The 13,988-nt window shown below is 47.8% G+C and carries 13 protein-coding genes; 10 read left to right on the top strand and 3 right to left on the bottom strand.

Translation table 11 applies throughout. The annotated features are described in order from the left end of the window. Positions 1–276: 276 nt before the first annotated feature. The 4 genes from ACRJJO_RS04225 (at position 277) to ACRJJO_RS04210 (ending at position 4,340) form a co-directional block, all read left to right on the top strand. On the top strand, positions 277–918 hold the full coding sequence (locus tag ACRJJO_RS04225) for a uracil-DNA glycosylase (protein ID WP_431064666.1): 642 nt from the start codon (positions 277–279) through the stop codon (positions 916–918). An 8-nt stretch (positions 919–926) separates the two neighbouring features. Continuing rightward, positions 927–2,756, top strand: a complete 1,830-nt coding sequence (gene uvrC / locus ACRJJO_RS04220; RefSeq protein WP_431064665.1) for an excinuclease ABC subunit UvrC — start codon at positions 927–929, stop codon at positions 2,754–2,756. Continuing rightward, positions 2,746–3,309: a CDP-diacylglycerol--glycerol-3-phosphate 3-phosphatidyltransferase gene (gene pgsA, locus ACRJJO_RS04215; protein WP_404359831.1), complete on the top strand. Its 564-nt coding sequence runs from the start codon at positions 2,746–2,748 to the stop codon at positions 3,307–3,309. The genes uvrC and pgsA overlap by 11 nt, the downstream gene beginning before the upstream one ends. Before the next feature lie 431 nt (positions 3,310–3,740). Continuing rightward, positions 3,741–4,340, top strand: a complete 600-nt coding sequence (locus ACRJJO_RS04210) for a TetR/AcrR family transcriptional regulator (RefSeq protein WP_404359832.1) — start codon at positions 3,741–3,743, stop codon at positions 4,338–4,340. A gap of 784 nt (positions 4,341–5,124) precedes the next feature. On the opposite strand, the gene cmoB is transcribed toward ACRJJO_RS04210, so the two are convergent. The 3 genes from cmoB to ACRJJO_RS04195 all read right to left on the bottom strand — a co-directional run bounded on the left by cmoB (position 5,125) and on the right by ACRJJO_RS04195 (position 7,573). Continuing rightward, entirely contained in the window at positions 5,125–6,096 is a 972-nt protein-coding gene (gene cmoB, locus ACRJJO_RS04205) for a tRNA 5-methoxyuridine(34)/uridine 5-oxyacetic acid(34) synthase CmoB (RefSeq protein WP_431064664.1), read from the bottom strand. After that, positions 6,093–6,824, bottom strand: coding sequence for a carboxy-S-adenosyl-L-methionine synthase CmoA (cmoA, locus tag ACRJJO_RS04200; RefSeq protein ID WP_431064663.1), 732 nt, complete (start codon positions 6,822–6,824; stop codon positions 6,093–6,095). Before cmoA ends, cmoB begins: the two co-directional genes overlap by 4 nt. Before the next feature lie 95 nt (positions 6,825–6,919). Next, positions 6,920–7,573, bottom strand: coding sequence for an MlaC/ttg2D family ABC transporter substrate-binding protein (locus ACRJJO_RS04195; RefSeq protein WP_431064662.1), 654 nt, complete (start codon positions 7,571–7,573; stop codon positions 6,920–6,922). 191 nt (positions 7,574–7,764) lie between these two features. On the opposite strand from ACRJJO_RS04195, the gene hemB reads away from it, so the two are divergent. The 6 genes from hemB (at position 7,765) to accA (ending at position 13,729) form a co-directional block, all read left to right on the top strand. Further along, a complete protein-coding gene (hemB, locus tag ACRJJO_RS04190; protein ID WP_431064661.1) occupies positions 7,765–8,769 on the top strand; it encodes a porphobilinogen synthase in 1,005 nt (334 codons plus the stop codon). Positions 8,770–9,016: 247 nt separating this feature from the next. Continuing rightward, positions 9,017–9,547, top strand: coding sequence for a hypothetical protein (locus ACRJJO_RS04185; RefSeq protein ID WP_431064660.1), 531 nt, complete (start codon positions 9,017–9,019; stop codon positions 9,545–9,547). Further along, positions 9,547–10,374 (top strand): shikimate dehydrogenase, encoded by an 828-nt coding sequence (gene aroE / locus ACRJJO_RS04180; RefSeq protein ID WP_431064659.1) that lies wholly within the window; start codon positions 9,547–9,549, stop codon positions 10,372–10,374. Before ACRJJO_RS04185 ends, aroE begins: the two co-directional genes overlap by 1 nt. Positions 10,375–10,559: 185 nt before the next feature. Further along, positions 10,560–11,189, top strand: a complete 630-nt coding sequence (gene lolA, locus ACRJJO_RS04175) for an outer membrane lipoprotein chaperone LolA (protein WP_431064658.1) — start codon at positions 10,560–10,562, stop codon at positions 11,187–11,189. A 41-nt stretch (positions 11,190–11,230) separates the two neighbouring features. After that, positions 11,231–12,529, top strand: a complete 1,299-nt coding sequence (locus ACRJJO_RS04170; RefSeq protein WP_431064724.1) for a replication-associated recombination protein A — start codon at positions 11,231–11,233, stop codon at positions 12,527–12,529. Positions 12,530–12,760: 231 nt separating this feature from the next. Continuing rightward, positions 12,761–13,729 (top strand): acetyl-CoA carboxylase carboxyl transferase subunit alpha, encoded by a 969-nt coding sequence (accA, locus tag ACRJJO_RS04165; RefSeq protein ID WP_017842193.1) that lies wholly within the window; start codon positions 12,761–12,763, stop codon positions 13,727–13,729. Positions 13,730–13,988: the final 259 nt, after the last annotated feature.

The following is a 13,988-nucleotide window of genomic DNA, read 5'->3' as shown; positions in this document are numbered from 1 at the left end:
TTCTATGAGTGGAGCGGTTATGATTGAAAATAGTGGATATACCTTTCGCACTTCAAATTTCGGCGATGCTTAAGGAGGCGCCGGGGTGATCATCGGTGCATAGAGTCTACCTGGACGTATTCACCCAGCACCTAAATTCCATAGCCCATTGGGAATGGTTAATAGCCTTAGATATTTAGGTGCGGAGCCTTTGGCGATCACCCCAATGCCGAATTTTGATCTACGATGGGTGTAATTCAAAATGCGGTAAAATCCCCTATTTTTTCAATCAAACCGATGGCTTCTAACGAAATTTTTAATCAAGATTGCAAGGATTGCGGACGCTTGGACGAATTTTTGTGCGAGGTGAAACGCAAGTATCCCGATTATCATGCCCGACCGGTTGCTCCGTTCGGTGACGAACAACCGAAATTGTTGGTGGTCGGGTTGGCGCCGGGCATGCATGGCGCGAATGCAACGGGGCGCCCGTTTACCGGCGATTATGCCGGAATCTTGTTGTACCAAGCGTTATACCAATTTGGTTACAGTAATCGCCCCATTTCAGAAGGCCGAAGGGATGGCTTGGTTTTAACCGCTTGCCGCATCACCAATGCCGTTAAATGCCTGCCACCGCAAAATAAACCGACCGGTTTGGAAATCAATACCTGCAATCGATATTTAAACGCCGAAATAGCGCAAATGCCTGAAGGAACGGTCATTCTGGCGCTGGGCAGTATCGCGCATCAGGCCGTCTTGAAAGCCTGTGGTTTAAAATTAAAAGATGCACCGTTCGGCCATAATCGCTTGCATCGTTTGCCTAATTCGCGATATCTGGTTGATTCTTATCATTCCAGCCGTTATAACGTGCAAACCAAGCGTTTGACCGAGGAAATGTTTCACGATGTTTTTCGCCGAATTGCCGGGTTGTTCGATCATTGAGTTTTGTTGTGCCTGTTGCCGAATTTGATGTAGCCGCCTTTTTGAAAACCCTGACCGGTCGGCCGGGGATTTATAAAATGCTGAATGAAAAAGGCGAAATCATTTATATAGGAAAGGCTAAAAACCTCAAGAACCGCGTGTCGAGTTACTTTCGGACGCAAACCGCATCGCCGAAACAGCAGGCGATGATTGCGCAGTTGGCGTCGATAGAAGTCATGGTAACCAACTCCGAAGGCGAAGCCTTGTTGCTCGAAAGCCAGTTGGTCAAACGTTTCATGCCCCGCTACAATATTTGTTTGCGGGACGATAAATCCTATCCTTATATCTTTATTTCCACCGAACAGGATTTTCCCCGGATTACTTTTCATCGAGGCGCGAAAAAGAAGAAGGGGCAATATTTTGGGCCTTATCCGAGCGCTGGCGCGGTCAAGGAAACACTGAAATTATTGCAAAAAATATTTCCGGTCCGGCAATGCGAAGATTCTTATTATCGCAATCGAACTCGCCCCTGTTTACAGCATCAGATTAAACGCTGCACCGCGCCGTGTGTCGATTTGATCGATACAAGCAATTATGCGGTCGATGTCGAAAATAGTATTTTGTTTTTGGAAGGCAACGGCGATTTATTGATTGGTCGTTTAATCGAAAAAATGGAAAATGCTTCGGCGGCCTTGGATTTTGAAAAAGCGGCGGGTTTTCGGGATCAAATTGCGCGTTTGCGATTGATTCTGGAAAAACATTTTGTGCATGGCGAGCGGGGCGATGTCGATATCGTTGCCTGCGCTACGCGAGCAGGCGTGGCATGCGTTCAGGTGTTTTTTATTCGCAAGGGCCAGAATCTCGGCAATAAGTTGTTTTTTCCGAAATTGTCCGATCAAGATGAGCCCGGCAAAATTTTGCAGGCGTTTATCGCACAATATTATCTCGACAAGACGGTGCCCTATGAATTGATCGTCAGTCACGAGCCGGAAGAAGTCGGCCTACTGGCTGAAGTTCTGGCCGCTTATGCCAAACATGCCGTTACAATTACGTCCAAGGTACGCGGTGAACGCCAAAAATGGCTGCAAATGACATCGACCAATGCCGAGTATTCGCTGCAAAGTAAATTGGCCGACCGGCAAGGTATTTATGCGCGTTTTTTGAGTCTTCAGGATGAATTGGGTTGCCGGGAATTGCCGAAGCGTCTCGAATGCTTCGATATTAGCCATACCCAGGGCGATCAAACCGTAGCCTCGTGTGTTGTGTTCGATAGGGAAGGGCCGGTAAAATCGGCTTATCGGCGTTTCAACATCGAGGGTGTGACGCCCGGCGACGATTATGCGGCAATTCATCAGGCGGTGACCCGGCGTTATAAACGGCTCAAGCAAGGCGAACATGAGGCTCCCGACATTTTGTTTATCGATGGCGGCAAAGGGCAAGTTGCCGAAGCGAAAAAGGCATTGGCGGATTTAGAGATAAACAATGTTATGATAGTCGGAGTTTCCAAAGGGCCGGATCGAAAAGCCGGTATGGAAAAACTACTGCTGACCGATCAGGTGGAGCCTTTGGATGTAACGCCCGGTGCGTCGGGGTTGTTGTTGATTCAGCATATTCGCGACGAAGCACACCGATTTGCAATTACCGGACACAGGCAGCGACGCGGTAAGACCAAAAAACAATCCGTTTTGGAGGATATTCCAGGGTTGGGACCGAAACGCCGACAATTATTATTAAAACAATTCGGTGGTTTGCAAGGCGTTGCCGGTGCCAGCGCGGATGCTTTAGCGAGTGTGGCAGGCATTAGTAAGGACTTGGCGCAACGAATTTACGAACAATTTCATAACCCAAATGGCCATTAAATTTAATCTTCCGACCTATCTGACTTTGCTGAGAATTGTTTTAATTCCGTTGCTTGCAGTGGTGTTTTATCTGCCTTGGGAATATGCCAACTTGGCTTCGACAAGCATTTTTATCTTGGCCGGTATCACTGATTGGTTGGATGGTTATTTAGCCCGTAAGATGAGCTTGGAAACGCCGTTCGGCGCTTTTTTGGATCCGGTTGCGGATAAATTGATGGTGGCGATCGTACTGGTTTTGATTGTACAACAAGACGGTTCGCCTTATTTAGCCTTACCTGCGGCGATTATTATCGGGCGCGAAATTACGATTGCATCGTTACGCGAATGGATGGCGGAATTGGGGCAGCGCGCTAAAGTCAAAGTTTCGCAACTGGGTAAATGGAAAACCACGGCGCAAATGACCGCGATAGGGTTTTTATTGTACGGACAGGATGTCGTCGGTATCCCCGTTAAGACATCCGGATATGTGTTGCTGTATCTGGCGGCGATATTGACGTTATGGTCGATGATTAACTATTTGAAAGCCGCGTGGAGTGTGTTTGGAGAAGGTTAAAAAAAATCTGTTCGCTATTAACGTAGCGGATCGAAACTAGAGTGTTGTAATAAACAACTGTTTGAGGTTTAATTTAAAACCTTATCTTCGTATGGGATATGATAATTCGAACAGCCGTCTTCGAAGTTTTTTGGCGATTTCTTGTTCGATAGCGGTTGTGGCGAATACATTATATGGCCTTAGCTTAACGACTGCCGGTTCCTGACGCAGTTTATCGCTGACTTTCCTTTAAGCGTCGAATGAGCTACATAGCCATGATAACCGCAAACATGGTCGATCGAAGTACACAGGTTTTTATGTAACGTTTCGGTGAGCAATATCGGGATTAATCAGCCTTGCCATGCTTCGCAGGTTCTCGAATGCATTGCCGAAACGATACGAATCATTAACTTTATAAAGGCAGCATAATGATATTGCTGTAAAAAGTGAAAATGGAAAAGGAAATAGAAAATAACAAAAATAAATTGGACACTCAGGATGAAATTCTCTTGGCGGCATTAAAGCTTTTCGCCGAGAAGGGGTATTTCAATACGTCTCTCGGTGATATTGCCGAAGCGGCCGGCATCAAGACCACCAGTGGCCTGTATCAATGTTTCAAAAACAAGCAAGCGATAGCCGAAGCCTTGTACGCGAATATCATCGATAGTCTGAGTATCTCGATCGATGATATTCGACGCCGAAATGCCAAACCTTCCGAGCAATTGCGCGAAGTCGTCGGCCTTTTGTTTAGGTTAACTCAGGAAGCGCCTGATGTGATGCAGTTCCTGTTAGTTATTAAGGTCCGCGAATTTTTGCCCGAGCAAAAGCCCTTCATGGAAACGCCGCCCTTCATCAAGATCATAAAAATCCTTCAGGCCGGTATTAAGGCTGAGGAAATCAAAAATATCGAGCCTATACTGGCTTATACCTTTTTTTTTGGGATCATCAATCAAACGCTACGTATAGCCTTGTCCGGCAGTCTTCCAAAGGATGTCGACGCGTATCAGTCGCAAGTTTGGCTTGCGGCTTGGAGCGTTATTTGTAAGAAATAGCATCCAAACTTCGGCATGGTTTCGTTGTCACTCGATAATGGCTTGGTAAGTGGTAAGTGGTAAGTGGTAAGTGGTACGCGGTAAGCTGGGAAAGGTGAAAGAGGAAAGATGAAAGATTCGATCGTCGACTGGCTTCGCTCTTTCTCCATTCTCCTTAAACGCCTAGCGCTTTCATTTACTGGGGTGGTTGCCAGGCTTTCATGAGTGTTACTGTGAAAGTTCTTGGGCGGCCAACACAATGGCCCGCAGCAGAATACCGCCCGCTCTCGCTGTTTCCTAAGCTCTGCTTGGGAAACGATTCCGCAAGCTCCGCTTGCCGTCACGGGAAGCAGAGCTTCCGAGACTGCCTTCCCAAGCCGAGCTTGGGAAGGAGCGAACCCGGCCACCGCCACGCACTTTCATTTGCCGGGGCGATGCTAGGCTTTCATGAACGTTACTGTGAAAGTTCGTAGATTTGGACTCATTATCTAATTTTTCGATATAAGAAGCTCGGCAGAGAAAATACCGGTTCCGAAGAGGGTGCGGTTGCTCGATCGACAGGCGTCGGCGGCAGGGACAGCCGCCGTCGAGCCTACATGGATGTATTCACCCAGCACCTAAATTCCATAGCCCTTTGGCTATGGTAACTATCGAGCATAATTTAGGTGCTGGGTTCACGGCGTCCTGTCGGGCGAGTGACCGTACCCTCAGCCACCGAGAACGTTCATTTGCCGGGGCGATGGCTAGACCTTCGTGGCCGTTAGGTTGAATGATTCTTCACGAATAAGGGCAATTAGTTAACCGGTTATTTTTCCGCTATGAATATAGCCCGTTTGGGTGCTGGGTGGCCTTCTAGCGTTAAGTTCCGGTCGTTCGGGTCGAGAAAATCCTTGAGAGATTTAAAATCCATCCAGTCGGTGCTACGTTGTTCTTCCGGGGTTGTTACCGTGACATCGACTAATCTAATGTTGCTGAAACCGCAGCGTTTCAGCCATCCCTGCAATGCTTCACAGCTGGGTATAAACCAAACATTGCGCATATGAGCATAGCGGTGCTCTGGCAGCAATACCTCATTCGGTCCGCCGTCGACGACCAGCGATTCGAGAATCAATTCGCCGCCGGATCTAAGGCAATCTTTTAACTCCAACAAATGATCGATCGGCGAGCGGCGATGATAGAGCACGCCCATGGAAAATACTGTGTCGAAAGCTTTTAAGCCGTTCGGTATTTGTTCGATGCCCATTGGCAACACGTAGTGCCGCGTGTCACCGGCCAGTTTTCTGATGAGGTGAAACTGCATTACATTTAACATCAACGGATCGATACCGACCACCAGGTCTGCGCCGGCACCGAGCATTCGCCAGCCATGATAGCCGTTCCCGCAACCTACATCGAGCACCAAACGCTTTTTTAGTGGACTGATATGGGCTTTCAATCGATTCCATTTCCAGTCGGAGCGCCATTCCGTATTAATAACAATGCCGAATAAGTCGTAAGGTCCTTTTCGCCAAGGGCTGAATGTTTTTAATACGGCTGTTAATTGCTCGCGGGAAATATCGCCTAAAGCGCTAGCAGTACCGATTTTGACGGTGTCTTCATTAAAAACGCGCTGCGAGAGAGATAGCTCAGGCAAGTCGCCTATGGTTTGGAGCCAGCGAGTCAACTGGCCGTGCCGAGTCGGGTTGAATGCCGACTGTAATTGTTCTGGCAGGATGTCGGCCCAAATGTCCGCGCCATGGTCCCTTAGTGTTTGGTAAAGTACTTGATAATCAATCATTTGAGAGCGATTATCGAGGCAAAATTGAAATATTGAAACCAGACTTCGGCGCTATTGAAGCCTGCTTTCAGTAAGCGTTGCCGGTGGCAAGCAAAAGTTTCGGGAATCAATACATTTTCCAATGCGGTCCGCTTTTGGCTGATTTCCAAGTCGCTGTATCCTTGCGTTTTTTTAAACGCGTGATGCATTTCGGTTTGCAATTGCTGTTGGCGAGGATCGTCGAATTTTAATTTTTCGGACAAAATCAAAATGCCGCCCGGTAATAGGGCCTGATAGATGTTGCGGAGAAAGTCGCTTCGGTCTTCAATAGGTATGAATTGTAGCGTGAAGTTCAAGACCACAACCGATGCGTTTTCCAGTCGTGTTTCGCGAATATCCTCGCAACGGGTTTCGACTTCGATTGGAGATGTGTCATTCGCCAATATTTTTTTAAAGCGGTCGATCATCGCCTCCGAATTATCCACGGCAACAATGCGGCAGTTTGGCGCTTCGATCTGATGACGCATTGCCAATGTTGCCGCACCGAGCGAGCAGCCTAGGTCATAGCAAAGGCTATTGGCTTGCGCGAAGCGCCCTGCCAACAAACCGATAGCCGATATAATGGAACGGTAACCGGGCACGGAGCGTTGAATCATGTCGGGAAATACGGCTGTTACCGCGGAGTCGAATTGGAAGCCCTCTAAGGACTCGACAGGGTGAGCGTATAGAGAATCTTTTTTAAAATTCATCCAGGGATTGGGTTAGTGCAGGCAAAAATATGAGTTGTTGCAGGGGTGTGGCGCGCTCTGTTGAGACGGAGCGCGCGTAGCGACGGTGCGATAATTTATGAATTATGCAGCGAGTTTTTGGACAAAGCTTCGGCATTTCTTGTTTTCAATGTTTCGATAACCGCTGACAACGAGCCGCTATTTCTGATTTCATTATTGAATGTCGTGCGGTAGTTAGTGACCAAGCTGACGCCTTCGATCAGGATGTCGTAAGCTTTCCATTTTTCTTTGATTAATACCATTCTGTAGTCTACAGCGATTGGCTGAATACCCGGTTGCAATATCTCTGTTTTAACGATGACTTTACTCGCATCCGATTCCATTTTTAAAGGTAAGAAGCGCACCGACCAGTCCTTGAATTCGACAAACGCGCGAGAATAAGTTCTGACCAACAGGTTTCGGAATTCATTATTGAATTGCGATCTTTCTTCCGGAGTGGCGTCCCGCCAGTATTTTCCGAGTACCAATGCCGAAATTCGATTAAAATCGACATGGGGGTAAATCGCCGATTCAACAAAATCCGTTATTTGTGCAAAATCCTTTGTAAATTCGGGATTTTGCATTTTTTCCTTTAGTTTGTCGGAAGCTTCGGCAATCGCTTGTTGGGGCAATAATAATTCGGCGGCAATGGCTTTGTTCAATGCGCTAATGCTTATAAAAAAGCTCAATATTGCCAACAGAAAAATGCGTAGGTATTGTGTCGTTTTCATAATGACCTCAAGTTCTTAGACTTATGTGCAAACACATGTCCGAGTCTTTTAGGGTTAAGGAAGACATGGTTTAGGGTATCGGAAGCGTGCTAATATTATCCGATTGATTTATATCTTGCAGAAAAACTATTTTGCAAGGTACGGCCCCCTTGCCGCACGGCAAACGAGATTAACCAAGACCTACGGACAAGATGACGCATAATACCACCAATTTCCCCTTAATACGCATGAGAAGAATGCGTTATCAATCTTTTTCACGTCGCTTGATGAGCGAAAACCGTTTATCCGTCGATGACTTGATCTATCCAATGTTTGTTATGGAAGGTAAGAATAACCGCGAAGCGGTGCTTTCGATGCCCGGCATAGAACGGCTTTCGTTGGATTTATTATTGAGGGAAGCCGGAGAAATATCGAGTCTCGGCATTCCGGCAATCGCTTTATTTCCGGTTATATCGCCCGATAAAAAATCCGACGATGCGTCCGAGGCTTTTAATCCGAACGGATTGGTTCAGCGAACTGTCAAAGCACTAAAGACGGCCTATCCGGAACTTGGCGTGATTACTGATATCGCACTGGATCCGTTTACCTCTCACGGCCAGGACGGGTTGATCGATAATAACGGCTATGTGATCAACGACGAAACGGTCGAGGTTTTGATCAAGCAAGCTTTGTCGCACGCCGAAGCGGGTGCCGATATCGTTGCGCCTTCGGATATGATGGACGGCCGGATTGGTTCGATCAGGCAGGCCTTGGAAAATCATGCTTACCGTAATACGCGTATTTTGGCGTATTCGGCTAAATATGCCTCGGCATTCTATGGCCCCTTCAGAGATGCCGTGGGCTCGGGCGCCAACCTCGGCAAAGGCAATAAATACAGTTATCAAATGGACCCGGCCAATACCGATGAGGCGTTGCGCGAAATCGAGTTGGACTTGCAGGAAGGGGCCGACATGATTATGGTCAAGCCCGGCATGCCTTATCTGGATATCGTACGCCGCGCGAAGGACCGCTTTGGCGTGCCGACTTTCGCCTATCAGGTCAGCGGCGAATATGCGATGTTGAAGGCGGCGTCATTAAATGGCTGGTTGGATGAGCGTCAAGTCGTGCTCGAATCGTTATTGGGCTTCAAGCGTGCCGGTTGCGATGCGGTGCTGACTTATTTTGCCAAGCAAGCCGCTATCTGGTTGCAAGAATAAATCAGGACGAAAAGTATTTTACCTTGACTGTTCGTAATGAAGAGCGCAATAGCAGTATTTTCGTGATCTTCAGTTTTTCATGGTAGTCGTTTTTTTTATACCTATCGTCGTAGATCAAAATTCGGCACCCCGGCGCCTCACTAAGGTACTGCCGAAATTTGAAGTGCGAAAGTTATAAAACCCAATTGCCTGCGTGTTTCTTAACAGACGGGTCTGTATTCTTAACTAAGCCAAACGGAGTGATCTCATGTCCGAAGATACGCTGTTTACAGAAAAACGAAAATTTCAGATCGAAGAAGGCATTCTGGTTTTGTTGCTGGCGCTTTCGATGACCGGTATCGGTATTACCGATTACTCTCCGGCCGACGGCTATGTCTATTGGTTGATCATGATCATTATTTTTGCGATCTCGGCAATGATTATCGCTTGGTTGCAATCGAAGCATAAAGCCAGCGACATCAAACATATCTTACGAGAGCAAACGCTGCATTGGGGCGTGTCGATGCTGATTGTCGCGGCAGCGTTTTCCATTCAGCAAACCGAAGTTTTCGATGAAAAAAGCGCCGGCATCGTCATTCTATTGATTTTGTCGCTGTCGACAATATTGGACGGTATCCGAATCGGTTGGCGTTTCAGTTTGGTCGGGATTTTTCTCGGCGTGTGCGCAGTCATGACATCATTTATGCAGCAGGCAATTTGGATAGAGCTGTTGACGGCAATAGGCATTGTGGCTATGACCATACTCTGGGAAGTTTGGCAATATAAAAGACATTTATAATGACGCAAATCGATCAATACGCCGTATTCGGTAGTCCCATAAAGCACAGTAAATCACCAACTATTCATCGAATTTTCGCCGAGCAAACCGGTCAAGAATTGGTTTATACCGCCCAAGAAGTAACGGCCGATCGTTTCGAATCGGCTGTTACGGAGTTCTTCCGCTTGGGTGGAAAGGGACTTAATTGTACCTTGCCGCTAAAGGAACTGGCATGGCAATTCGCCGATCGAAAAACCGAACGTGCGGAGTCGGCAAAAGCGGTCAATACGCTGGCGCTTCAGAGGGATGGTTCGATATTAGGCGATAACACGGACGGTATTGGTTTGGTAACCGATTTGGTCGTCAATCATAAGTTTACGCTGAATGGGAAAAAGCTATTGATTCTTGGTGCCGGAGGTGCGTCGCGCGGGATTCTTTCGCCGCTATTCGAGCAACAGCCGGCATGCATTGTGATTGCCAATCGGACGGCTTCTAAGGCCGTTAACTTGGCCGGTGAATTCGCTAGTCGAGGTGATGTTAACGGTTGCGGTTTTGACGAACTGGCCGGTTTGTCATTCGATGCGATCTTGAATGCGACCTCTGCCAGTTTGTCCAACGACCTTCCGCCGTTGCCGGAAGGTCTTTTGGCTTCGAATGGCGTTTGTTACGATCTCGCTTACGGTAGCGAGCCGACTGCTTTTGTTCGATGGGGCATCAGTCACGGTGCCGTTAGCAGTTTAGATGGCCTGGGCATGTTGGTCGAACAGGCGGCCGAAGCGTTTTTCATTTGGCGAGGCGTCAGGCCGGATACTGCGCCGGTTATTAAGTTATTGAATGGGGAAAGGTGAAAGATGAAAGGTGAAAGGTGAAAGGTGAAAGATGACCCCTTTGTTTAATATGACCTTAATGCATTAATTCAGCTCAAGTTTATCTTCCCACTCCACAATGTTTTACTAGCCTTTGGGAAAATCGATTGTTTCGGTAGCTCCCGGCCCGATAGCGAAGTTTTCAACAAATCAATGAGATAAATGAAATGGAAAGAATCAAGTATGGAATCATGTCGTTGCTGATGGTTATTGCCGTGATGCAAGGCGCTCATGCCGACGATAAGCCAATTGAACAGTTACGGGACTTTTTAAAAACGGCACATTCTTTGACCGCGGATTTCAGACAGGTCGCGATCGATGAAAGCGGACGCGCGCGGAAAGCCAGTGAAGGCGTGTTTTATTTGCGCAGGCCCGGTAAGTTTCGTTGGAATTATCTGAAACCTTTCACGCAAGAGATCATTTCCAATGCCGGTAAGGTTTGGTTTTACGATGAAGACCTGGAACAAGTGACGATCAAGAAGATGGATCAGTCGCTGGGTTCTACGCCGGCTTTATTGTTGAGCGGTGATATCGATTTAGAGGATAACTTTATTTTAGAAGGGCAAGGCTCCGATGAGGACATGACCTGGATTAAATTGTTGCCCAAAAACGAGGACAGCGGTTTCAAATATATTCTGATCGGACTGGATAAGGGCAAGCTTGGCGGTATGGAGCTCAGTGACAATTTCGGGCAATTAACGCGCATTTATTTTTCGAATCTTAAAATCAATACGCCGATCGATGACGGCGTATTCGATTTTATTCCGCCCGCCGGAGCCGATGTCTTTGAGGAATAAGAAGCGTGTTGCAACAAGCCCTAAGGCCTTTGGCTGAAAGAATGCGTCCTATGCGGCTGGACGACTATATCGGTCAGCAGCATATTATCAAGCCCGGTAAACCGCTCTATGAAGCGGTTGCATCGGGCCGCTTGCATTCGATGATTTTCTGGGGGCCGCCCGGTACCGGAAAGACCACGTTGGCACGAATAATATCGGTGCATTCCGATGCGCATTTCATCTCGATATCGGCGGTGTTGGCCGGCGTCAAGGATATCCGTGACGCCGTTGCCGAAGCAAAAAAAATTCGTGAAAGCGAAAATCGCCGCACGATCTTGTTTGTCGACGAAGTCCATCGTTTCAACAAATCTCAGCAAGATGCTTTCTTGCCGCATGTCGAAGACGGCACGGTATATTTTATTGGTGCGACCACCGAAAACCCGTCTTTCGCATTGAATAATGCATTATTATCGCGCGCACGCGTTTATGTTTTGAATGCCTTGCAAGCAGTTGACTTGGCGGCGGTTTTGGAAAAGGCGTTGACCGATCAGGAGCGCGGTTTAGGAGAGCAAGCCGTCGAAATGACCGACGATATCAAGCGACAGTTTGTTGATGCCGCCGACGGAGATGCTCGTAGATTGTTGAATTTATTAGAAATCGCGGCCGAGTTGGCGTCGGCGCACGGAAGCGGAAAAATCGACGAGATTGTTACCGGCGAAGTGCTGAGCGGCGGCGTGCGTCGTTTCGATAAGCAAGGTGAAGAATTTTATAATCAGATTTCGGCCTTGCATAAATCGGTGAGAGGCAGTTCCCCCGATGCTTCGTTGTATTGGTTGTGCCGCATGATCGACGGCGGTTGCGACCTGGCTTATTTGGCTCGGCGCATCGTGAGGATTGCATCCGAAGATATCGGCAATGCCGACCCGAGAGCCTTGCCGGTTGCGATTAGTGCTTGGGAGGCGCAAGAAAGGCTCGGCAGTCCCGAAGGCGAATTGGCGTTGGCACATGCAGTGGTTTATTTGGCCTGCGCGCCGAAAAGCAATGCCGTTTATATGGCATACAATGCAGCGATGCGCGATGCTCGAAATAGCGGAAGTCTCGGCGTGCCGGTGCATTTACGCAATGCGCCGACGGCATTGATGAAGTCGTTAGATTACGGAAAAGAGTACCGCTATGCGCATGATGAGCCCGATGCTTATGCCGCCGGCGAAAATTATTTTCCGGACGAAATGATCGGAACCCGTTATTACGAGCCGGTTAATCGAGGACTTGAAATTAAAATCGCAGAAAAATTAAAACATTTACGAAATTTAGATAAAATGGCCGTTTCAGGAAGGAATCAATCGGCTAGTCGCGGATGACGTTTTTATAATTTGAAAAATAAAACAGATACGACTGATAAACACGGAAAAACAGTTCGTTTTTAGCAAAGAAACTTTGCTGGCGCGTACGAAATATTTGAGTCGCTATGGAGTGCGATACGCAAATGCAAACAATAGAGCCCCGCGTCAATCCGTCTAATCGACGTCATCCGTATTCCATTCATTAAGCTTGCTTTTGTTGAGCAGTAACAATAATTCATATATACCATCATGGATCTAAAATTTCTTGACTTCGAACAACCCATCGCCGAATTAGAAGCGAAGATTAGAGAACTTCGTCGTGTCGAGTTTGATAACGATATTAATATTTCCGACGCGCTCGAGCAGCTCGAAAACAAAAGTAAATTATTGACCGAATCTATTTTTGCCGAATTGAGCGATTGGCAGATTTCGCAACTCTCGAGGCATCCCGGGCGTCCTTATACGCTCGATTATATCGATTTGATGTTTACCGATTTTCATGAATTGCACGGTGATCGGGCTTACGCCGACGATCCTGCAATCGTGTGCGGTTTGGCTCGGCTGGAAGGACAGCCGGTCATGATCATCGGTCATCAAAAAGGCCGCGACACGAAAGAAAAGATTTATCGTAATTTCGGTATGCCAAGGCCGGAAGGTTACCGTAAGGCGTTGAGAGTCATGAAGATGGCCGAGCGTTTTGGTTTGCCGATCATTTGTTTGATCGATACGCCGGGCGCTTATCCGGGAATTGGGGCAGAGGAACGTGGACAAAGCGAGGCGATTGCTCGAAATTTGTTTGAAATGGCGCGATTAAAGACCCCGATTATTTGTACTGTTATCGGCGAAGGCGGGTCCGGCGGCGCGTTGGCGATCGGTGTCGGAGACCGTTTGTTGATGTTGGAATACAGCACTTATTCTGTGATCTCGCCGGAAGGTTGTGCATCGATTCTGTGGAAAAGTGCGGAAAAGTCGCAATTGGCGGCCGAAGCGATGGGCATCACTTCCGACCGTATTCGCGAACAAGGCTTTCTCGATGAAATGGTGCGTGAGCCGGTGGGCGGCGCGCATCGAGACTTTCAAACGACGGCAATGCATTTGCGTGAGGCGTTGTTACGCCATTTGGAGCAGTTAAGGAACGAGCCGGTCGAACAATTACTGGCACATCGCTACCAACGAATCATGAATTTCGGCGCTTATATTGAAGAACCGGGTAAATAACCGCTTTTATCTTGATGGCTTTGAGATACCGTCGGCAAACTATACTCATCGTAGATCAAAATACCGGGGGGCCGTCAAAGGACGCCGTGAACCCAGCACCTAAATTCCTAGGTCTTTGGCAATGCTTCAAAATCATGGCTTATTTAGGTGCTGGGTGAATACGTCCCTGTAGGCTCTATGCCAGCACCCATGCTGGTCCCTCACCTAGCGTTAGGTGAGGGATCGAACACCCCCGGTGCCTCCTTAGGCACTGCCGAAA

The organism is Methylotuvimicrobium sp. (assembly GCF_050611805.1).
Lineage (GTDB): Bacteria > Pseudomonadota > Gammaproteobacteria > Methylococcales > Methylomonadaceae > Methylotuvimicrobium.
This window is presented reverse-complemented; position numbering and strand designations above follow the sequence as displayed.